The following is a 22,802-nucleotide window of genomic DNA, read 5'->3' as shown; positions in this document are numbered from 1 at the left end:
CTGATAGCTGATAACTGATAACTGATAACTGATAACTGAAAATGACTACTTTATTTTATCGCAATTTTCGCTTATTAATTCTGGCAATATTGGTAATTCTCACCTGGGGAATTTCAGCTTTTTTCACATTGCCACGACTTGAAGATCCTGAATTAGTTCCTCGCATAGCGGTAGTAACAACTTTTTTGCCTGGAGCTGATGCTGAACGAGTTGAAGCTTTAGTTACAGAAAAAATAGAGGAAGAATTATCTGAAATTGAGGAAATTAAAAGCTACGAATCAGACTCTAGGGCGGGTAGTTCAATTATTACTATTGAATTGTTAGATTCTGTTGAAAAGGCTGATGCTGATCCGGTTTGGTTAAGAATTAGAGAGCGATTAAATAGAGCTGCTCCTGAATTACCTGTGGGTGCAAGTCCGCCACGACTAGAAGAGGTTGAAATTAAGGCTTATGCTTTGATTGCAGCTTTAATTTGGGAACAAGATAGCGAACCTAATTATGCAATTATCAACCGTTTATCTGAGTTATTGAAAGATGAATTTTTGGGATTATCGGGAACAGAAAAGGCTGATATTTTTGGCAAGCAAAATGAAGAAATTGTAGTGGAAATTGACCAGTCTCAGTTAGCTAGTATTGGGCTAACACCTCAACAATTATCAACACAAATTCAACAGAGCGATGCTAAAGTTTCAGCAGGTTTACTACGCAGTACAAATAATGATTTACTATTAGAAATTGAATCAGATTTAGATTCTTTAGAAAGGATTCGGAGTATTCCAATTAATTTTAGCGAACAAGGACAATTTGCTCTACTGGGCGACATTGCTGAAGTGAGAAAAACTATTATTCAACCCCCAAGAGAATTAACATTAATTAATGGTCGTCCTGCTGCTGCATTAGGGGTATTTGTAGAATCAGATTATCAAATAGACCTTTGGGCAAAAACAGCAGAAGCAGAAATTGATAAATTCCGCAAACAATTAGGTGAAGGTCTGAAACTAGAGATTATTTTTAATCAAAGTAATTATATTGAAAATCGTCTAGAAAGTCTGATTTTTAATTTGTTTATTAGTGGATTTCTGGTATTTGCAATTACAGTCTTTTTAATGGGTTGGAAATCTGCAATTGTTGTTGGTTTAGCCCTGCCTCTATCAACTTGTATGGTGCTAGGTTCGATGGGATTGCTAGATATACCTCTACATCAAATGTCAATAACTGGAATAATTGTAGCTTTAGGATTATTAATTGATACAGCAATTATTGTTGTTGATGAAGTTAGTCAAGGTGTAGCTTCAGGTCTAAAGTCGGAAGTAGCAATTACTAAAGCAATTCATCATTTATTTATGCCTTTAATGGCATCGACTCTAACTACAGCTCTGGCATTTTTACCCATTGCAATCATGCCTGGTCCCTCTGGAGAATTTGTTGGTAGTATTGGTATTAGTGTGATTTTAGCTGTGCTTTCTTCACTATTAATATCAATTACAATTAGTTCTGCAATAACTGCCAAACTATACCACAATCCCAGTCGTAATTCCTGGCAAAAAACTAAACAGCCATGGTGGAAAACGGGATTTTCAAATTCTTATTTAACTGAAATTTATCAACTAAGTTTACGCAGTGTATATAGTTCTCCTTTGTTAGGAATATTATTAGGTTTAATTTTACCAATAACTGGTATAGTTCAGCTAGGAACTCTGCCCCAACAATTCTTTCCTCAAGTAGATAGAGACCAAGTACAAATTGAATTAGAATTACCTGCTCTCACCTCAATTGAAAAAACAAGAAATACTGCTCTACAAGTCCGAGAACTAATTTTACAGCACCCAGAAATTGATGAATTACAGTGGTTTTTAGCCCGTAGTGCACCCAAGTATTACTATAACTTAAAAGTAGGTAAAGAACGATATCTCAATTATGCTCAAGGATTTTTGCAGCTAAATACGATCGCTAAACCAGAATTAGTTAACAGAATTCAAGCAGAAGTCGATCGCGCATTTCCTGAAGCTCAAATTTTGGTGCGGCTATTGGAACAGGGACCTCCTTTTGATGCACCAGTAGAACTACGAATTTATGGTCCCAACTTAGAGGAGCTGCAACAAATAGGAGAACAAGCAAGAGCGCTATTAGCTCAAACTCCGAAAGTAACTCATACCCGTAGCACCTTAAACGACGTTCGACCTCAACTAAAACTGTTAGTGGATGAAGAAGAGATTCGTTTAGCAGGACTTGATCGCGCTGCTGTTTCGCAACAGTTAGATACTTTACTAGAGGGAAATTTGGGAGGTTCTATCCTCGAAGGTGTTGAAGAATTACCAGTGCGGGTACGAGTGTCAAATTCCCAAAGAGGAGACTTTAGCCAAATTAAATCTCTAGATTTACAACCGACTGGTTCCAGTCTCAATCAAAATCGCCAGAATGCAACAGACACAATACCTCTATCAGCTTTAGCAGAAGTAGAATTAGAACCAGAATTTTCAGTCATTAGAAGGCGTAATGGCAGAAGAGTAAACTCCATTCAAGGTTTTATCGCTGCTGGGGTTTTACCTTCAGAAATTTTCACAAAATGGCAGCAAAAGTTAAATGATTCAGATTTTGAAATACCATCTGGGTACTGGTCTGAAGTTGCTGGAGAGGCAGAACAACAAGGCAATGCTCAAGGAAATCTTTTCTCAACTCTGCCAGTTATATTAGTGTTATCAGCTTCAATTTTGGTGTTATCCTTAAATTCATTCCGAGCAGCTTCCATTATTGGTTTAGTTGCTATTTGTGCTGTAGGATTAGGATTTTTCAGTTTATGGCTATTTGGCTATCCCTTTGGGTTTATGAGTCTGATCGGCACATTTGGTTTAGTGGGAATTGCTATTAACGACTCAGTTGTAGTTATGGCTGCCATCCTAGAAGATCCGGAAGCATCTACAGGCAACCGTCGAGCTACCCGAAAAGTAGTCCTACGTTCAACTCGTCATGTAATTGCTACAACCTTAACAACAATGATTGGTTTTGTACCCTTATTGTTAGGAGGCGGTAGTTTTTGGCCTCCTCTAGCTGTAGCGATCGCTGGTGGTGTTGGTGGTTCAACGTTGGTAGCTCTTTATCTTGTTCCTTGTTCGTATTTATTGATGGCTAATTTTGGTAGAAGAAATAATTGATAATTGATAATTAGATGTAGGTTGGGTTTCCGCTTCCTCAACTCAACCTACATCTAATACATATTGGTGTTTTTCTAATGGCTAAAGTACGCCATTTATTGAGTAATATTTGTTCGTTTGGATTCTATATAATTCATATGTCAAGACGAAATAAAAAGTCATGATTTATATCAAGGCATTTTTCATAAGTTTTCTTTAGGACAATCAAAACAGTTCTTTTTTCTTACTCTATCGAGTGTATATTGATATCGAAGATTTCTGTTAAGTAACTGGTAACATTTATCTGAAGTCAAACCTAGCTCTTCTGTCAAAAAGCAAGCTTGCAAAATGAAAGAAAGTAATTCTGTCAAGCAATACAAATATTTTCCTTTAGCTGCCTTTTCCTTTAAGGATTCCCTGTAGTGAGTTAAATAGTTTCTGGTGTGTACAACTTTAGTAAGAAATGAATCTTTGTCCTGAATTAATTCGTTAGTTACATCTAGAATTAATTCAAATTTAAGTAAAGCTTCCAATCTTTCTCGCAAATAAGGCTCCTTTTTTTTATTTTTTTTAATTAGACAACAATTATAAGATTCTTCTCTTTCTTGTAAAGAAGAATTATTTTCTTCATTTGTTTCGATTCGACGGCGATGATAAGATTCTACAACCTGAACAAGATTGAGAAATTTATTGTTTAAATACATATCTGGTTTGTACCAGATACTGAAGAATAAATTAAAAGTACTATCTAATTCCTTCCTAGAATCAAACCATCTTTCCAGAGTCGAGGAAAGGTTATCAATGTCAGATATAGAGAAGAGCATTTCATGTTGAAAAAGTAATCTATTTTGCTCTTTTATGTCAGGATAGTTGGTTTTATAAAGAGCTTTTATAGGAAGTTGTTCTATCGTGTAAGGAATCTTTTCTATATCTACATCTGCATCACCGTAATAGGAATACAATTTTAATTCAGTAATGGAGTTTGCTCTATCAGTTGCAAAAGTGATAAAATCCTGAAGAGGACCTATGAATTTAGAGCGAAAATCTTGAAATTTAGAGTTAAAATCTTGAAATGGAAGTTCTTTATTTGGTTCAATAATTAATGATACATATTGTTTTAAGTCAATACTTTCACGCTCACCTGCTTCACGACCACCATAAAAGACAGAAATTTTTGCATCTTTTGTAGTTACTTCAATATTTTCAGCAACAGTATATGTAAGTCTTAATTCTTTGAGTTTATTATTGTCTTGATAATCTCTTTATTTTTTTATTCCAGGCAATTCACCCCAGTAAGATAGATAGCTATATTGTACTTCAGCTTTATGAAACAATATTTCGTTTGGGTTAGTAAAATGTCTACCTATTAAAGCAAGTTTTGGACAACATTCTTCGATTGAAAAACGACGGCTACTTCTCCTTATATCAAGATAAGTACTACAATCATAAAGAGTAATAATCTCTTCATGTGTAACTCCTAAAATAATTGGAACATTAATAAATTGTTCCTTTCGAGAAGAATAATTATGAAGTGAACCCATTAGTCGCAGTTTAATTCCCTCATCATTTGTAAATGTCAGAGTACCAGCTATTTTTTCATCTTCCTTTAAGGGCAACCACCAATATCCTGAATATTCTATATTTTCCATTTTTTCACTTCTAATTAATTAAGTATCCGTAAAATTATGGCAATATTTCTAGGTATTTAACTTGTTCCGATTGAATTAAATTAAAATGTCTTCTATCTAGAGTTAAAATTCTTTTTATTTGATGATGTTCTGCTAAAATAACTAAACTAGCATCGTAAGCATTCAGCCGTCAGCTATCAGCTAGCCTCCTCCGGAGGAACTGCGTTAACAGCTATTGCTTTTATCACTCACTAAAAGCAATATTTAATTAAGCTAGAAAAATCTGACTAAAAGTCAGTTCCAAAGTCTATATTCATTTAAAACTTTTCCTTAAGCACAAGGTATTATTGCTGATAGCTGATGGCTAATAGCTGAATGCTTACCTAGCATCAACAAATCCGAGAGGTAAATCTTTATACTTTTCCATAAGTTTTGTAATTTTATTAATATCTTCTAACTCAAGAGTAAGATAATTAAAATATTCATCTCCTAAATCTTCTATAAAACTTCTAGCGACTTTTTCTCCGAGGTATTTAGTAGCTAAATAATCAACTTCTGGCAAAACCGTTACAGGGATATAAATTTGATAATTAGTGACAATATCAACCCCTAGGAATGGTAACGATCGTCCCTATCTAAAAAAGCAATAATTCCACTTGTATTTGCTATTACTCTTCTATCCATAATAATTCTTCCGCTTTAGAAGATAAGTCCGATCTGCCACTTGAACCCATTCTAACTGATTTAGGTAATTTTTGAGTTTTTTTAGTAAGATAATCGGTGATTAATTCTTGGATAATTTCAGGAATAGATTTTCCTGTTTGAGTAGCTAATTTTTGTAGATTAGCTTCAGTTTCTTCTGGCAAATAAATCGTTGTTGATTTCATTAGTAAAATTATCAATAAAAACAAATACTTGGGTGCATCTCAATGCGTGAATAAAGCCAAAAAATTATTGCTTTTAGGCAACAGCTCATCTGGCAACAGGCAACAGGAATTATATAGGAAAAAAGTATTTTTGCAAATATGAGATGCACCCAAATACTTTAATTATAGATCATTATTGAACACTATCTTCAATTATCCTAATTTCTTCCTCTGTTAACCGATACAATTGTAGTGTTTGGTGTCCCAACCCCTACATTTTTCGGTGTTGGTGATTTGAGGTATTATACCAATTTGAAAAAAGAATGCTATATTTAAGTGACACTTCAATTATTAAGTAATTAACAAAGACTGAATATTTTTTTTGATAATTATTAGCTAGTCATTGTTAATTATTCTTATTTTTAGCTCTCCCCTACTTCCTCACTCCCCTACTCCCCCGCAATGCAAAAATGTAGCAAACATTTATCAAATTGGTATTATATCATGTCCGGTAGCATCGGTATTGTATAGCAAAGGTAGGGAACAGGGAACAGGGAGGAATACTTAAGAGCAAGAAAAAAAACTTAAATTTCCTATAGATATTCACCTTTGAATTTACACAAACGATACCAGCAGGCATAATATTATTTCTTGTCCGGATAAGAGTACAAACAAAAAACTTTCTTCTTCTACTATTCTTTCTTCTTCTTTCTTTCCTCCTGACTCCTGTATGGGCGAGCAGAAAAACTGATAAATGTTAACTCTTAACTGATAACTGAAATGGCTACCTTATTTTATCGGAACTTGCGATTATTAATACTCACCATACTAATTATTGTGGTCTGGGGAGTATCATCTTTTTTAACATTGCCACGACTTGAAGACCCACAATTAACTTCCCGCTTTGCAGTCATCACAACTTTTTGGCCGGGAGCTGATGCGGAACAAATAGAAACATTAATCACAGAAAAAATAGAAGAAGAACTATCTGAAATTGAAGAAATTAAAACTACAAATTCAACTTCTAAAGTAGGAAGTTCAACTATTAGTATTGAATTATTAGATTCAGTTAAGAAAGCAAAGGTGGACACAGTTTGGCTACAAATTAGAGAGCAATTAAATCAAGTTACTCCTCAATTACCTGCTAGTACAAGTCAGCCACGATTAGAAGAACTTGAAGCTAGAGCTTATACCATGATTACTGCTTTAACTTGGGAACAAGATACAAAGCCAAATTATGCGATTCTTACCCGTTTATCTGAATCATTAAAAGATAAATTATTAGCATTACCAGGAACAGAAAAAATCGCCGAAATTGGTAATCCTCAAGAAGAAGTATTAGTAGAAATTGATGCCGCTCAATTAGCTAGTATTGGTCTCACCGCTCAACAATTATCAGCACAAATTCAACAAAGTGATGCTAAAGTTTCTTCCGGTCAATTTCGCAGTCAAAATAATGATTTACTTCTAGAAGTTGATTCAGATTTAGATTCCCTAGAGCGGATTAGAAATATTCCAATTAACTTTAGTAACCAAGGGCAATTTACTCTACTTGGAGACATTGCTAAAGTGAGGAAAACAATTGCTGAACCAGCAAATGAACTAGCATTAATTAATGGTCATCCTGCTTCTGCTTTAGCTGTATTTGTCAAATCAGATTATCAAATAGACCTCTGGGCAAAATCAGCAGAAGTAGCCATAGAAAAATTCAGGCAAGAGCTTGGTCAAGGTCTAAAACTTGAGATAATTTTTAATCAAAATAATTATATTCAAGCTCGTTTCAACAGTCTGATGTTAAACCTGTTCGTGACAGGAATGCTGGTATTTGGAATTACATTATTTTTAATGGGTTGGAAATCTGCAACTGTTGTTAGTTTAGCATTACCCTTATCAAGCTGTATGGTTTTAGGGATGATGAAGCTTCTGAATGTTTCTGTAAATCAAACCTCAATAATTGGATTAATTGTAGCTTTAGGATTATTGATTGATACAGCAATTATTGTTGTTGATAGAATTACTAAAAATATGGTTTCTGGATTTAGCGCTGAAACTGCTATTAATGATGCAGTTAATCATTTATTCCTGCCATTAACAGCATCAACTTTAACTACAGCTCTAGCGTTTTTACCAATTGTTTTAATGTCTGGTCCTGGTGGAGAATTTGCTGGTGGTATTGGCATTAGTGTAATTTTAGCTGTTATTTCTTCTTTAATATTTTCTCTAACCATAGGTTCTGGTTTAGCAGGCAAACTATATCATATCTATCATTATTATTCCCATGATATGCAACGAAAATGGTGGCAAACTGGGTTTGCAAATTCTTCTTTAACTACACTTTACAAAGTCAGTCTACGAAGTGTATTTAGCAGTCCATGGCTAGGAATATTATTAGGTTTAATTTTACCGATAAATGGTTTCATTCAAGTCATAACTCTCCCCCGACAATTCTTTCCTCCAGCAGAAAGAAATCAACTGCAAATAGAATTAGAATTACCTGGTTTAAGCTCCATTGAAAAAACAAAAAATACGGCTATCAAAGTCAGAAATGTAATGTTAAAACATCCAGAAATTGAAGAAATACAGTGGTTTTTAGGACGTAGTTCCCCTCGGTATTTCTACAACTTAGCATCAGGTAGACAAGACTCAAATTATGCTCAAGGAATTTTACAGTTACATTTAATTGCTAAACCAGAATTTGTTAATGTACTCCAAGCAGAAGTTGATACTAAATTTCCTGACGCTCAAGTTTTGATTAGACAATTAGAACAAGGGCCTCCCTTTGATGCACCAGTAGAAATGAGAATTTATGGTCCTAACTTAAATCGTCTACAAGAATTAGGACAACAAGTAAGAAGTCTTTTAGTTCAAGTTCCTAACATAACTCACACCCGCGACACTTTGAGCGAAATTCGACCCCAACTACAACTACAAGTCAATGAGGAGGAAGTTCGTTTAGCAGGATTAGATCATGCTACTGTTTCACAACAGTTGGAGATGTTACTGGATGGAAATTTAGGAGGGTCAATAATTGAAGATACTGAAGAATTACCAGTGCGGGTGCGAGTATCGAATACTCAACGAGGAGACATTAGTCAAATTACATCTCTAGACTTACAACCGACTGGTTCCAGTTTCAATCAAAACCAATTTAGTTCAACTAACACAATACCCCTGTCAGCTTTAGCAAAAGTAGAATTAAAGCCAGAATTTTCTCTTATTAAAAGACGTAATGGCAGACGGGTAAACTTGATTCAAGGTTTTGTTGCTGCCGGGGTTTTACCTTCTGGAGTTTTGCAGGAGTGGCAACAAAAGTTGAATGATTCAAACTTTGAGTTACCATCCGGGTATTGGTTAGAAGTTGCTGGAGAGTCAGAAAAACAAGGTGAAACTGAAGCAAATTTGTTTGCTACGGTGCCTCTAGTTTTGTTGTTAGCAACTTCAATTTTAGTTTTATCCTTGAATTCCTTCCGAGCAACTGCCATTATTGGGGGAGTCGCTATTTGTGCTATTGGTTTAGGATTTTTCAGTTTATGGTTATTTGGTTATCCCTTTGGTTTTATGAGTCTCATTGGTACATTTGGTTTAGTGGGAGTTGCCATTAATGACTCAGTAGTAGTTCTAGCTGCCATCCTGGAAGACCCCAAAGCATCTACAGGCAACCGTCGAGCTATGCGTCAAGTCGTTATGGCTTCCACTCGTCATGTAGTTGCCACAACCTTAACTACAATGATCGGGTTTGTTCCTTTATTGGTACAAGGTGGTCTTTTTTGGCCACCTCTAGCTATAGCGATCGCTGGTGGTGTTGGTGGTTCGACTCTCGTTGCTCTCTATCTTGTTCCCTGTTCGTATTTATTGATAGCTAATTTTGGTAGAAGTAATAAGGAGTAGTGTGGGAAGTGTGTGGAGAGTGGGAAGTTTGGGGAAATAGCGGGAGCAAGATGCTCCCACTTTTCCCTAAACCAAGATAATTATTATAGAACCCATTTGGGATCTTTTGAGGAAGTGGAGCAAAACACATCTTATATCATGTCCGGTTGAATAGTTATCAATAAACTACTCAGAATTCAGCAATTCTGCAATTCTGCAATTCAGGAGGGAAGAAAAAAGAAAAGAAGGTCTATCATATAGATTTGGTGCAAATTATGACTGACAAAATTGAGAAACTGAAAGAGATGCAGCAACTTCTTGACGAAGGGACTATTACTTCAGAAGAGTTTGCTCAAATGAAGCAAGAATTGTTATCAGGGAATGTTAAAGACAAAACATCACCTGTCAAAAATTTAGCTAGAAAGAAAATTTGGATAGCTATAATTTTGTCGCTTGTTATTCCGTTTACTGGTTATGCTTACACTGGTCGATGGAAAGCTTTGTTAGTTTTTTTCTCTCTTTTCTGCGGTATGGGTTTTGTGATTGGTGTAACATCAAAGGATGCAGAGAAGGCTTTTGCGAATTCTTTCAGAATTGCATCGATTTTAGGTCCTATTGCAGCAGCAGTTGATAATGGGGTTGCTATTAACAAAGCACGAATAAATTCCCAATGATCTTTTTTGATCGGTACTTTGAGATTTTTTACTCCGAAAATGGCTTCAAACCTAGTAGTACCAAGGAAAAGACCTTAATTGGCTCAAAATAGCTCATTCCGTAGGAAAACCTAGATAGGGCTTGCTGATTAAATCTAAAAGTCTTTACAGATAAAAGTAAGTGCCTTTTTAAGTATCAAAAAGTGCTAGGTTTTAGGTGGTAATGGTTCAAAAATTTAGGATTTTGCTCAAGAGTTGGGCCGAAAAATCAAGGGACGATTCTTCCTACTATCTCCTCTATAATTCCCCGTCCCTCCTAACTTCTGACTTCTGACTCCTGAGGACTGACTCCTAATTAATTTAGCACATTAATAATCTCTTCTGGATCGAGACGTTGTGTATAATCTGGGTTAACAAAAGCATGAATAATTGTACCATCTGAGGCAATTACATAAGTCGCAGGAATTGGTAATTCAAAACTTTCATCACCGTTGTAAGCTGGTAAGTCAACGCCAAAACTTTGATATATTGGGCGTAATTCTTCGGGAAGTTGAAATACTAAACCAAATTCTTTAGCAACTTGATTTCCACTATCGCTTAATACTTCAAAAGTTAATTCGTTTTTCTCTGTTGTGGAAAGAGAATTGTCTGGCGTTTCTGGAGAAATTGCGATTAATTTTGCTCCTAATTCTGTGATTTGTGGCAAATACTTTTGTAAACCTCTTAATTCCATATTGCAATAAGGGCACCATCCGCCACGATAAAAGGAAATTACTACAGGATTTTCTACAAGTAATGAATTTAATTCTACTATTTTACCTACTGCGTTTGGCAAGCTAAAGTTAGGAACTTTTTTCCCTACTTTTAAGCTATTATCAACAATATCGGAGTTAGCTAAATCAACTACAGCTTTATTCATTTTTTCCTTTGCATCTTCTGGTAGTTGGGCTTGTATTTTAGCTTGGAGTTCTTGTAAGTTTTTGGTTAATTCCATGGGATTTTCTCCTATTTTTTAGAATGATTGTTCCAATTAAGGCAAAAAAAATTGGCGTTGGTGCATTAGGGTATGATATTAATCTTAATTACTAAGGAGTCAGGAGTCAGGAGGGAAGAAAGAAGAAAGAGGAATAGAAGGAGAAAGTTTTTTGTTTGCTGGCGCACAACACGTCCTATCGGAATGAAGGGCGCAAACTTTAACGCGGATCCCGGAAAGGAGTTCTATCGACCTCTTACCCAGACATGATATCATACCTCAAATCACCAACGCCAAAAAATTAAAAGTAGGTAAATTAATCTATAGACTAATGATGAGTCTCAGACAGGGAAATATTTTCCCCCTGTTGCCTGTTGCCTGTTGCCTGTTGCCTGTTGCCTGTTTCCTGCTATAACACAGAAAGAGCCATTTTAGCTATATCTTGTAATGCTTTTCGGTCAGGATTAACTTTAGAAATTACCCGTAAACCCTGTAAACAACAAGTAAGAAATCTAGCTACGGCAGTGCAGTCATGTTTCTGATTAATTTCACCTTTTTCTTGAGCTTGAGTTAAGGCTTTTTCCAGTGCATTTTCAATCCCTTGAATCTTAGCAGCAATTTGTTTAGCACTGTCTGGGTTGTTGCCACCAAGTTCAACAGCAGTGTTTGTGACTAAGCAGCCTTTACGGTCTTCATCTGTTACGGCAGAATCAATCATACCATAAAAGATATCTACAATAGTTTGTTTAGAAGCATCATCAGCTTCCAGTTGACTAATCATCGGTGCCACAAGTCTAGAGTCGTAATAGGCGATCGCCTCGTGAAACAGAGATTGCTTATCGCCAAAAGTATCATAAAGACTGCCTCGGTTGATACCCATATTATCAACTAAGGTTTGTATGGAAGTCCCCTCATAGCCATAACACCAGAAGGTTTCCATTGCCTTCATTAATACTTCATCTCTGTTGAACTCTTTCTGTCTGCCCATCACCTTTGACTTGAACTGCTGATATTTTTAAGATAGCAATTCTGGAATGATTAGTCAAGTATTTTGCTAAAATCTAGAATCTAAAAAAAACGTTATAGCAGTCGCAACTTTGGACATCGGGTAATTATGATGATTCATCACGCGAGCAAGATGCTCGCACTATAGCGCTACAACTCCGGAAGGCAACAGCTCCGGAAGGGGGAATAAAAAACCTATAATATAACCTACTGGACTGACACAGCTAAAATGGTGCATTAGAAAATGGGGTGATGGGGTGACGAAAAAAGCTAATGCACTATTTTAGGTGAAACAATCCACTACATTCCGCACGACAAAACGTAGCATAAAAATATAAGTCAAAAGTCATGCATTAAGAAGAAAATTATAGTGGTTCATAGGAGTCAACAATTCAGCAAGTATTTGTGCTTAACATTCCACACTACCGTTCTTAGAAACCTACGATTATCTGCAAAAATCTATGATTTTCTATAAATAAATTGTGGTTCAGGATGTTCCTAGTTAGCCATAATCCCCAATTGTAAGCATGACGAGCTACAAAGCGCGTGTTTAGCCAGCAAGGTTTTTTGTTTATTATTTGGGTGTAACTCGGTTTTGAATCCTAGTAGCATAAAATCAAATATAGATTATCATAGATAATACTAGATAATCATAGATTATGTCAAGCTGTTAATTACCCCCGCTCCCCCGCTCCGCTACTCCCCTACTCCCCCGCTCCCCCACTAATCAACCTATTAACTGAGCAAAGTCCGCAGCATCTAATGGAGGAATGCTAGTTAAGGCCAGATTTTCTGCTACATGGTTAGGAGATTTCATGCCAACTAAGGCCGAAGATAAACCAGGCACACTGCGAGTAAATTGGAGAGCGCGTACTGCATCTGTTTTCAGATTTTCGCCAAGGTAATGAATAATGTTTTGGGGGAGTTGCATGAGGTTTTTAGCTTGGGCGATGGAGGCACTGGCGATCGCATTAATACCCAATTGGTTTGCTACAGTGATAGCGGGTAAAATTTTGCCTTCTACAGCTTGAGTAGGAGTACTAACTGCTTCTTGCATTGTCAAGTTTACTGGCAGTTGAATAAATTGGAAGCGATCGCTTTTTCCACCTGCTACTTCTTGCGCAATAGATTTTGCTTTAGCTAAGTCTATATGTTTTGCATCTGTTGGTGGCACTCGAAAACCTTGCCAAGTAGCTATTCCATAAGCAGTTATTTTGCCAGCATCAGCAGCTTTTTCTAACACTGTAAAAACAGCTTTCAGACGACGATAAAATTCATCTGGAGGAATAATTCCCAGTTGAGTTTCTGGATTATGTAAATAATAAATATCAATGGTTTCTACTCCCAAATTTGTTAAGCTGCGCTCTAGTTGGTCTTGAATATATTCTGGGTGCATACAGTGAATTCCTGCCACCATATCTGTCATTTGAATATTAAATTTGGAGTTATCTACATACTCTTGTTTAAACCATTTTTCTCTTTCTCTGTTAGGAATAAAACCGCCCTTAGAACAAATAATTAATTCTGCTCGCGATACTGTTTGTGATTCTATTAACTGAACAATAGCTGCTTTAACACTCCTTTCACCATGTTGAGACCGATAATTAATAGCAGTATCTATTAAATTTATTCCACTTTTTACTGATTTAATAATTGCTTCTGTAACTAAATCATCTGTTGTGGCATCTGATTTTCCCAGATATGTGCCGATACCTATTGAACTCATTGTCAAGCTATTAATTTCTCGGAAGTGTTCTTGAGCACATTCTGTTTGATGAAGTTGAGCATAAGACTTAGTTGCCGCTATTGTTGCTTTTCCTGAAATCACTATTTTATTCCTTAATTTTTTTTCAGTTATTAATATCTTGAATACTGTTTTGCATTTATTAAAAAAGCTATGTTTTCCATCAATTAAACGCAAAAATAAGCCCCTAAATTTATTGATGGCACGGGGAAAGAATTGGTGAGGAAATAAACTGAATAATGAACCTTAGAGAGGGAAAGATATTTCCCACTGTTGTCTCACACCGAGTTCGCTACCAAGTTCGTCTAACGTGCGTTGTGCGCCAGCTAAACAAAAAAACTTTCTCCTTCTATTCCTCTCCTCATTTCTTATTCTTTCTTCCCTCCTGACTTATGACTTCTGACTGATGTCTAATAGACATCTCCAAAAATCAAAAAACAAATCAATTATCATACAGAAATTATCAATTTTTTCCCCTCCTGGGAGGGGTTAGGGGGTGGGTTCCCTACTGCCTACTGCCTACTGCCTACTGTCTCTTTTCTAGAGATGTCTAATATTCATCAGCTCGTATTACCAATAATACTCTAGTAGTTTTATTGATATCTTCTGGTGCATCTGAGAGCATAATCATACTTGTATCTAGATAGTCAATTTTCCAAACGTATTCTACATCATCCATTATAACTTTACCCCCATTATGTTCACCTTTAGGATCGTTTTCTGACGTAAAATTAGAAAAATCTTGAATTTCTTTAAATAGTTGTTTTTGCTTTTTTCTTGGCAATGCTAATACTTGCCTACTCATTTTGTATTCTCCTAAACTTTTATCCCCATTTCTAAAGCGATCGTTTAACTTAGCTATTGTTGTTTTCTTAACTTGTTCTTCTGTTGTTCTATTCCACAATTCTTGAGCAGAATATACTAAAGAATTGAATTTCTCAAAGACACTTCTATCCCAAGATGAAACTGATTCAATTTTTGCTATTAAACTTGACCAATTTATTTGATTCTCAATTTTGATAGCTCTTTCTGGCTGAGGTTTATCTTCTATTAAAAGTAGAGTTAAATATGGCATTTTTTGCAGTTTATATAGAGGAGAAGGTAAAATATCTCCACCATAATGATTAATCCAGATGTGATAAATATAATCATTTCCAGATAACTTGAAAAGTACATATAGTGGTGCAACAAATATAGAACCTACTTTTGTGATAAAAACTCCTGCTTTAGCAGTCACCTTTACAGAACTTTCTAAACTCCAACTTTTCCCTGGAGATACTTTTAATAAAAATAATGGTTCATAATCTGTTGTTAACCCTTTTCCTGTAGACAGGGGTAAAAAAATTTGATCTTTTCCAGAACGAGAATTAGTCGAAATCCAATTCCAAGTTGACGTACCGACTGGAGACTGACTAAATACCTTCAAAAAATCATCTGGTTGAGATTCAGGTAGTTGTTTACGTTGATTTAAGAGTTGTTTATTTCTACTCATTTTTTCTGTAATAGTTTGATTTTAAAGATTTTTTTAAGTTTCTAGATTTTTATAGTTAACATTAACTGTGCCTTAATTTTTATACTTTGATTGGCACAAGAATTCAACCATATAATAGCAACTTACCTCTTAAATTTTATAATAGCTTAACTACAGGAGAAAGAAGAAAGTAGAAAAATTAATTAAGATTTCAGTTTATTTTGCCTACTATAGCAATCCTATTTCAATTGTAATATTTCTGTGGTAGTTAGGAGTCAGGAGTCAGGAGTCAGAATTTTCAAGGTTTTTAGTCAATCTTAACTAAAAATTTTCACAAATCATTTAGGATTGCTATAGATTTTACTATGACCGTAAGCATTCAGCTATTAGCAGTCAGCGCTTCCCTACAGAATGCTACGCAAACAGCAATGAAAATGAACCTAAATAGCTCAAGGAACGCTGATGCTTTTGCTTTTTCCCAGACTTTTAATTCTTTCTCAACCTCAATTCTAATCCCTCCTCCAAATACAATAAACGAGGAACGCTGAAAGCTGACAGCTGTTTGCGCAGCATTCCGCAGGAAATGCTTACCTATGACCAATTTTATACCTGACTCTATCTTGAGTTGTTTGGCCAGAATTTCCTATGGATTAATTTAGGGCTTGCTGATTAAATCTAAAAGCATTGACATATAGAACCCCCGATCGTATCTTCATAAATTTAGCAAGGAGACAGCTATACTGGAGACAGGAGACAACCCACCCCTCGCCCCTCCCCCTCCCAACCCACCCCTAACCCCTCCCAGGAGGGGAGGGGAAGAAGAAAAAGGGAAGATATGGGGAGAAATAATACATAAAATTCAACACACCAACACCAAGATTTTCGGTCAAAATTGATGCGCGAAAAGACTTGAATACCATAATTATATAGCGATCAAATGGGTTCTATCAAGACAAGTGCCTTATTTTCTCTCTAAAAAGTTGCCTGTGTCTTGGAGTTAATTGCTAATAATATATGGTCAATGTCAAGAAGCAGGGATAATAATAAATCAAGAGAGATATATGTGGTAAATAGAATAAATTAAGCTCTTTCCAGGTATAAAATTTCCATGAATTTTTTGTGGTATTTTTTTTGATACAAATATTTATATAATTTGTCGTTATTCAATATTAGTGACTAAAGTCACATAATTAAAATGATATCATCACTTCGTTAGTTAATTAATTTTTGTTTAATATTATATAGTTACTACAACAGCATTAGTTCAAACTACTAAATATATGGAGCAGCTATATAAAAAAACAACTTCTCTATATATACACAATGAGGATAATTGTAGAAAAATGCTCAATAAAAGAATTTTGTTAGTAGAAGATAATCCTACGGATAAGAAGATTATTTCTTATTCTCTTATACAACTAGGATTAAAAGTAATAGAAGCTAATGATGGTGTCGAAGCCATAGAAAAAATTTATTGTGAAAAACCTGATTTAGTGCTTCTAGACATTATGATACCAAAATTAAGCGGCTATGCTGTATGTACTCAAATTAAGTCCGATCCTCAAATACAGAAGATTCCTGTCATTTTTTGTACTAGCAAGAATGATGAAAGTGACTACCATGAAGCAATGAAATATGGTGCAGATGGCTATCTTAGTAAACCTTTCAAATATTCTGAAATTTTAGCTATGATTGTAGAGTTAGGAATGGCTCAAACAGAAATATGTGAAAAGAAATATATACCTACTTTAAAAAAAGGTTGTATCAGATTGATAACTCTTCCACACAAGAATTACACTAATCAATTTGCTTAAATTTTAAACCCTAACCGGACATGATATGAGAATAATGATTGATATTTTTAGACATAGGTTTGAAAAAGAATGCAGAGAAGTTCGATAGAACTTCCCTATAAGTGTTCGATCAAAGGTTTATTTATTATGATAATTCAGTAGTCAACCTTAGATAATATTATGCCTCAACTGCCATACTTTTGATTTTTAACTCTTCAGAATTAATCCCCATTGGCGATTTCCACAAGCGATCGCCCTGTACCAAAGTATGTACTCTCCAACGGTCGGCAGTTTGAGGATAATCACTACGATAATGTCCACCTCTACTTTCAATTCGCCATGCAGCACTTTTGAGAATTAAATAACCTAGATCCAAAAGATTGAGCGTTTCTGTAACCATGCGCAACTGTTGTTCAGCAGCAGTCGAGCTTAACTCTATCATCTGGTTAGGCAGTAGATTTGCTAAAAATTGAACTACATCCAAATCTGCCAAACTTTCTCGCCAATGATTAATTTTATCTAGCGCTCTATCTAACAACTCTCCTTCACGAGATATCCCGGCACTTTCCCACATTAAACTCGGTAGCATTTGCCGAATCAATTCTATCTTTTCCATATCTTCACTCCAATTAAAGTCTACCTGCAACACCTCAGAACTAGACGCAACTAAATTTGGCTGAATTTCAATGTGAGATAGTTGAGAAGCAAAGACCAAACACTCCAACAAAGAATTACTCGCCAAACGATTTGCTCCATGAACCCCTGTACTTGCTGTTTCCCCGATGGCGTAGAGTCCACGAATTGAGCTTTGACTCATTAAGTCGCAAGCAATTCCGCCCATCCAATAATGAGCAGCAGGAGCAACCGGAATAGGTTCTTGAAAAACATCAATACCCCATTGTTTGCAGACATTGATAATATTAGGGAAGCGATAACGAATGCGGTCGGGAGCAATTGGTCGCAAATCTAAGTAAACATGAGCTTGGGTGGGGTCATCTGCAGTTTTTTGCAAGTGATGAAAAATAGCTCTACTGACAACATCTCTTGGTGCCAACTCTCCAGCAGGATGATATTCAAAGGCAAAGCGGTTTCCACAATCATCAATTAGATGCGCTCCTTCTCCCCGCACAGCTTCACTAATCAAAAAATGAGGAGCGCCTGGTTTAGTTAAAGCAGTAGGATGAAATTGGAAAAATTCCAAATCTCGTAAAATAGCTCCCGCACGCCAAGCTATTGCGACTCCATCCCCTGTACTCACTTTCGGGTTAGTTGTTTGAGCAAACATTTGACCGCCTCCACCCGTTGCCAGTACAACTACAGAAGATTTTAACCACTGAATTTTATTTTGATGGAGAAGACTGATACCTTGAACACGATTTTTTTGTGGAGTCAGCCATAAATTTAATGCTACAGCCTGAGAAATAACTTGAATGTTTTGACGTTCCAAAACTTTTTCTGTAAGTGTCTCGATGATGGCTCGACCTGTAGTATCAGCGGAATGAAGTACGCGAGGATGTGAGTGGGCAGCTTCTAAGGTCATTGCCAGTTTTTCTCCTTTACGGTCAAAAGCAACACCCATTTCTACTAGATGAGCGATCGCTTCACCTGCATTCTCAACCATGAATTTTACTGCTTCGGGGTCACACAAACCTGCACCAGCTTTGAGGGTATCTTCTAGGTGTAAGTTCGGGTTGTCTGATGAGTCAATGGCCGCTGCAATGCCTCCCTGAGCGTAGTTACTAGAACCCATATTTATGACATCTTTAGTAACTAAACCAACTCTAAGATGATTAGGTAAACAAAGTGCAGCATAAAGTCCTGCTGCACCCGATCCTACCACTATAACATCAAAGTAGGGAGAAATACTTGGAGATTTTAATCTTGGCATTCGTATAAAGTTATGTTTTGATATAGAATAAATCAGTGTACAATTTTTTTGAGCACAGCTTTTCTATGGGGAATTTAAGATACATATTTATAGCTAGCATTAAACTATCCCCTGCAATTAATAGGGGACAAGAAAAGTACTTGCTCATTGTCTACAGATTAGAAAGATTATAATTGCTTTCTCAAAATTCAGCTACTTCTTTACAATTTTTTCGGTTACGAATCAAAAATTATTTAGAGTAACTTATATTTATTTTCAGAGGTTATTATGTTTGGGTTTGACTTTTGAGCTATTTTTTCAATCTGGGATAACTTCTTCCTTTCTTTATCTTCTATCAACTAGAAAGAAGAGACGTTATATATGATGCCTCTTCTTTCTATAGTTTATGTTAAATATGTGATGTTTTCCTACATCAAAGTCAAAGATTATGATGTAGGCTTCCCAACCTCACGGATAGGGCTTTCTGTTTTACAGGGAGTGCAACCACTTAACCCTCCGCAGACATAGACGATGAGACCCACCGCCTTTTTTTGGATTTTACTATTCAAATCAATTTCTGGAATTAGGGAAATATTCCACCCTCAAATACTCAGACTTTATCCAAACTCATCGCCAATTTTCCAGAAGAAAAACTTAATATCAAACCTTTGTTAATCCCATCTGACGCTCCCATTTTCCTTTGATTGTCTGATAGTCATTGTAATATTCTTCTGGATTAAATCCTGGCAAAATTTCATAAACATCTATTTCTTGCCATAGAGGTTTTAAACTTTCAATGACTGGCATAGATTGAGCCACAATTTTTTCGGGTTTTAACCAATATTGCTTTTCTTCAACTGTTACATTAGGGCGTAACTTATTTTCATTACCTGTATCTGTGGTACTAACATTTATAAAACGTCCCCGAATTAATCCTTTCCAATCTTCTGACTTAGCTAAGTCTTTGATATATTTGCGTAAGGTATCCTTAGCATAAGTATAAGACCGCCAGAATGGAATTTTGTATCGATCGCTGATGGAACCAAAACCACAAAGCGCGAGGGTTGTTTTTCCCCCGCGCTGATGTTCTTCATTAAGTTTTTTGACTAAGGGGTTGACGACATTCACAAAAGTATGGTAGTTAGATGAGAACACTTCATCATCTATCTTATGGCGATCGTGATTGAGGTGAGGTAAAGATTCTAAGTCTTCATATTTGAACTTACCAACACCATGTACCAAGATTAAATCAGAAACTTCACTGAGGTCTAACTGTTCGATCGCTTCCCTTGTCCCTTTCTCATCCAAAAGGTCAACTTTAAATTGTATAACTTCAGTGCTTTCTAGCTTGCTTCGGGAAAGAGCAACACATTTTGTATTGTTCTCTTGTACAAAATGTTTGACATAGCAAGCTCCCACAGCGCCACTTGCACCCGTTACTATTGCCATTCGAGTATTCATAAATTTTTTTTCCTCTATATTTCGTATTTTGCTGCTGTTAGGGAGGTTATCCTGATTTTCTCAACAAAACTTCTAATTCTCCTACTTTCCTTGAAAAAAGCAGGAGTTGAGTTTAGCGCGGGAAAATTCAATATTTTGAATTTAAAAGTTAATTAGTCTCTAGGTTGATAGTAGAAGCAATAAATGCTCCACGTTCGGCCATTGTATATAATCCAACATGGTGAGATACTTTCTGTGGATGAATAGCTGTTTTGGGTAAACCCTCTTTTGCTGCCATTTCTGCTGTCAAGTCGAAGGTAGCACAACCTTTATCGTATACAGCCACATCTTTTAAAGTAGGCACTAAACCATGATTGCGAACTGACAGAATAGTTACAACAAAATCCATCACACAAATATCTGTGCATATTCCTACCACAACTAGGGCTTCAAGTTTGTATTCATTTATCCACTTCAACAATACATTACGTTGGGTCTCAACGTCAATAGAACCGATAAATCCATTAATACAATCCTTGGGAACTAATGTTGCTAAGGGGTGATCGTGTAACCATTTCAGTTCTGGAACAAGTTCTTCTTCTCCTGTTCCCTTTTCACAATGAGGGGGATAAGGGGGTTCTGGTTTTCCTGGTTCATGGGTATCTAAAAATGCTAAAACTGGCCAACCTCGTTCAACAAAAGTTCTGGCTAGGCGATCGCTCTCGGAGACCATAGTAGCAATTTGTTCGTCGGGTGCTTGTGGTGCTAATGGGCCAAACCCAACAGTACAAAAACCATTAAGTACATCTACTACAACTAATCCGGTGGAGCGATCGGCAATAACATAAGGTTGTGGGTCAATAGGTAAAGCAGCTTGAATAGTTGCTAAGGCAGTATCAGGAGTCGCTAAAGTTGTTGTCATATTTATCTTAATCCTTGTTTTTTTAAAATATTTTCTGCCCAAATTGCATCAGTTTTTGATCAAGCAGGAATAATTTTTTGTTGGTAGTCAATGATTAAATCATACCGTCCTTGGCCATAAACTTGATGTAAAATACTTTGTAAATCTAGAATAATTTCTGAATCTTCTGGACGTAGAGGTAAATTCAACAATTAATTATTAATTATTAATAATTAATAATTACTTCTCCTTGAAAACGGATAGGATTGACTAAAAGGAAAATTTTTTCTTATCTTGGTCAATTGGATATGGCGAGGTTTCCTCGCCATCCCTTGACCGCTTTTTTCTCCTTTAAAGGAGAGGCTTTAAACCTTAATTTTTCGGTAAAAACAGGAATCATATCTTGAATGTTAAAAGCATAGAGATGTGCTTGAGGACGTTGATTATTAGGACTGACTAAAATGCAATAGTCATGCTCTATATTCTGATTTAAAGTAATCATTGAATTACCTTGACGTAGCAAATCTATTTCTACAAAATTTGTGTAGCTGCTTAAAATATGCTGGCGTTTTTTTGGCATTGCACAGCGACGAATGATTTGAGATTTTTGATTGAATTGGATTGTTGATTAATCAATTGCTAGAATGATTAATTAATGGTTATTTTTAGTCAAAGTCTAAACTAATTTTTGGCAATATCATTCCATAATGTGCAACCCCGTTTTTTTTCGTATTTTATTCGACCTTCTCCTGAATTTTTATTGATCGGGGAAAGAATTTCAATTGCCGTAACAACTTCTCCCGTGCCAACTGTTACACTACACATAGAGATGTTTGTATTGATGAAAGCGTTGTCGCGCCTGCAAAAAATCCCAAGAAACACAGGCTATTTCCAGATGTCGATTACCTGCAAAAGCGTTCCTTCCGTGCATAATTCTAGAGTCATTCATCAGCAAAAGGTCTCCCGGTTCGAGAAGAAAGCAGTATTGATAAACTGGATTTTTTATATATTGAAAGAAGGTTGTATAAGCTGCATAAAATTCCTCCATTTGGTCAAATGGTAATTTCCAACTGTAGCTGTGAGAGTTAGCAAAGTTGATTCTAGTCACTTTTCCATATTCATCCAATTCTAATATAGGCTGAGTTCGGGAATAAAAGTATTGCCATTGTTTGTATAACTGTTTGAACTGGACGGGGGTTTGAGTCAAAATCTGAAAATAATCGGGATGTTCCTGACGAAAGTCATTCACAACTCGAAAACCATCTATTATCAGCGACTCCCCACCAGAAGCACTATTTTGCACACAATACAAGCTCGTGAGTAAAGGGGGAGTATGCCAATAAGTATAGTCAGTATGGAAACTCATAGCATTACCAGTCTCTGCTAAATCCTTTCCTTCATTAGTAGTCTTTGATGGTGCGAACAATCCGTAATCACTGCTGTAGATTGGTCCAATGGATTCT

General features: G+C 36.0%; 19 protein-coding genes and 1 pseudogene. 4 read left to right on the top strand and 16 right to left on the bottom strand.

Annotated elements, in window-relative coordinates:
- The first annotated feature begins 41 nt into the window (after nucleotides 1–41).
- The gene (locus F6K15_RS25815; protein WP_293066226.1) at nucleotides 42–3,152 is read left to right on the top strand and encodes an efflux RND transporter permease subunit; all 3,111 of its coding nucleotides are present in this window, start codon (nucleotides 42–44) and stop codon (nucleotides 3,150–3,152) included.
- Nucleotides 3,153–3,334: 182 nt separating this feature from the next.
- Here F6K15_RS25815 and F6K15_RS38650 read toward each other — a convergent pair whose 3' ends face one another.
- The 4 genes and pseudogenes from F6K15_RS38650 to F6K15_RS25800 all read right to left on the bottom strand — a co-directional run bounded on the left by F6K15_RS38650 (nucleotide 3,335) and on the right by F6K15_RS25800 (nucleotide 5,646).
- Nucleotides 3,335–3,835, bottom strand: coding sequence for a HEPN domain-containing protein (locus F6K15_RS38650; RefSeq protein ID WP_363268723.1), 501 nt, complete (start codon nucleotides 3,833–3,835; stop codon nucleotides 3,335–3,337).
- 78 nt (nucleotides 3,836–3,913) lie between these two features.
- Nucleotides 3,914–4,780 (bottom strand): annotated as a pseudogene (locus F6K15_RS38645) (hypothetical protein); the annotation flags it as partial.
- A gap of 358 nt (nucleotides 4,781–5,138) precedes the next feature.
- The gene (locus F6K15_RS25805; RefSeq protein WP_293066225.1) at nucleotides 5,139–5,321 is read right to left on the bottom strand and encodes a hypothetical protein; all 183 of its coding nucleotides are present in this window, start codon (nucleotides 5,319–5,321) and stop codon (nucleotides 5,139–5,141) included.
- Nucleotides 5,322–5,427: 106 nt separating this feature from the next.
- Entirely contained in the window at nucleotides 5,428–5,646 is a 219-nt protein-coding gene (locus F6K15_RS25800; protein WP_293066222.1) for a CopG family transcriptional regulator, read from the bottom strand.
- Nucleotides 5,647–6,405: 759 nt separating this feature from the next.
- Here F6K15_RS25800 and F6K15_RS25795 point away from each other — a divergent pair.
- Together F6K15_RS25795 and F6K15_RS25790 are read left to right on the top strand one after the other, a co-directional pair.
- Entirely contained in the window at nucleotides 6,406–9,513 is a 3,108-nt protein-coding gene (locus F6K15_RS25795; RefSeq protein WP_293066220.1) for an efflux RND transporter permease subunit, read from the top strand.
- A gap of 254 nt (nucleotides 9,514–9,767) precedes the next feature.
- Nucleotides 9,768–10,166, top strand: coding sequence for an SHOCT domain-containing protein (locus F6K15_RS25790; RefSeq protein WP_293066218.1), 399 nt, complete (start codon nucleotides 9,768–9,770; stop codon nucleotides 10,164–10,166).
- Nucleotides 10,167–10,500: 334 nt separating this feature from the next.
- Here F6K15_RS25790 and F6K15_RS25785 read toward each other — a convergent pair whose 3' ends face one another.
- The 5 genes from F6K15_RS25785 to F6K15_RS25765 form a co-directional block, all read right to left on the bottom strand.
- A complete protein-coding gene (locus F6K15_RS25785) occupies nucleotides 10,501–11,139 on the bottom strand; it encodes a peroxiredoxin-like family protein (protein WP_293066216.1) in 639 nt (212 codons plus the stop codon).
- Nucleotides 11,140–11,527: 388 nt separating this feature from the next.
- Entirely contained in the window at nucleotides 11,528–12,106 is a 579-nt protein-coding gene (locus tag F6K15_RS25780) for a TetR/AcrR family transcriptional regulator (RefSeq protein ID WP_293066214.1), read from the bottom strand.
- A 515-nt stretch (nucleotides 12,107–12,621) separates the two neighbouring features.
- Complete coding sequence (locus tag F6K15_RS25775; protein WP_293057464.1) at nucleotides 12,622–12,735, bottom strand: helix-turn-helix domain-containing protein; 114 nt, start codon at nucleotides 12,733–12,735, stop codon at nucleotides 12,622–12,624.
- Nucleotides 12,736–12,850: 115 nt separating this feature from the next.
- Nucleotides 12,851–13,951 (bottom strand): aldo/keto reductase, encoded by a 1,101-nt coding sequence (locus tag F6K15_RS25770; RefSeq protein WP_293066212.1) that lies wholly within the window; start codon nucleotides 13,949–13,951, stop codon nucleotides 12,851–12,853.
- 466 nt (nucleotides 13,952–14,417) lie between these two features.
- Nucleotides 14,418–15,359, bottom strand: a complete 942-nt coding sequence (locus tag F6K15_RS25765) for a DUF3768 domain-containing protein (protein ID WP_293066211.1) — start codon at nucleotides 15,357–15,359, stop codon at nucleotides 14,418–14,420.
- Nucleotides 15,360–16,681: 1,322 nt separating this feature from the next.
- Between F6K15_RS25765 and F6K15_RS25760 the strand changes: the two genes are divergently transcribed.
- On the top strand, nucleotides 16,682–17,152 hold the full coding sequence (locus F6K15_RS25760; protein ID WP_293066207.1) for a PleD family two-component system response regulator: 471 nt from the start codon (nucleotides 16,682–16,684) through the stop codon (nucleotides 17,150–17,152).
- Nucleotides 17,153–17,309: 157 nt separating this feature from the next.
- Here F6K15_RS25760 and nadB read toward each other — a convergent pair whose 3' ends face one another.
- The 7 genes from nadB to F6K15_RS25725 all read right to left on the bottom strand — a co-directional run.
- Nucleotides 17,310–19,019 (bottom strand): L-aspartate oxidase, encoded by a 1,710-nt coding sequence (gene nadB, locus F6K15_RS25755; RefSeq protein WP_293066204.1) that lies wholly within the window; start codon nucleotides 19,017–19,019, stop codon nucleotides 17,310–17,312.
- A gap of 639 nt (nucleotides 19,020–19,658) precedes the next feature.
- Entirely contained in the window at nucleotides 19,659–20,459 is an 801-nt protein-coding gene (locus F6K15_RS25750) for an SDR family NAD(P)-dependent oxidoreductase (RefSeq protein ID WP_293066201.1), read from the bottom strand.
- Between the two features lie 148 nt (nucleotides 20,460–20,607).
- Nucleotides 20,608–21,360, bottom strand: coding sequence for an isochorismatase family protein (locus tag F6K15_RS25745; protein WP_293066198.1), 753 nt, complete (start codon nucleotides 21,358–21,360; stop codon nucleotides 20,608–20,610).
- 59 nt (nucleotides 21,361–21,419) lie between these two features.
- Nucleotides 21,420–21,551 carry a DUF4058 family protein gene (locus tag F6K15_RS25740; RefSeq protein WP_293066195.1) on the bottom strand — a complete coding sequence of 44 codons (132 nt, stop codon included), beginning with the start codon at nucleotides 21,549–21,551 and terminating at the stop codon, nucleotides 21,420–21,422.
- A gap of 86 nt (nucleotides 21,552–21,637) precedes the next feature.
- Nucleotides 21,638–21,934: a DUF4058 family protein gene (locus tag F6K15_RS25735; protein WP_363268721.1), complete on the bottom strand. Its 297-nt coding sequence runs from the start codon at nucleotides 21,932–21,934 to the stop codon at nucleotides 21,638–21,640.
- 86 nt (nucleotides 21,935–22,020) lie between these two features.
- Nucleotides 22,021–22,164, bottom strand: coding sequence for a DUF4058 family protein (locus F6K15_RS39120; protein WP_375341090.1), 144 nt, complete (start codon nucleotides 22,162–22,164; stop codon nucleotides 22,021–22,023).
- Nucleotides 22,157–22,802 (bottom strand): TauD/TfdA family dioxygenase (locus tag F6K15_RS25725; protein WP_293066192.1); only part of this gene is annotated, 646 nt, incomplete at its 5' end. The genes F6K15_RS39120 and F6K15_RS25725, both read right to left, overlap by 8 nt.

The sequence above is a fragment of the Okeania sp. SIO2B3 genome, from assembly GCF_010672525.1.
Classification (GTDB): Bacteria; Cyanobacteriota; Cyanobacteriia; order Cyanobacteriales; family Microcoleaceae; genus Okeania.
The sequence above is the reverse complement of the archived record's forward strand: the minus strand, read 5'-3'. Positions and strand labels throughout refer to the sequence as shown.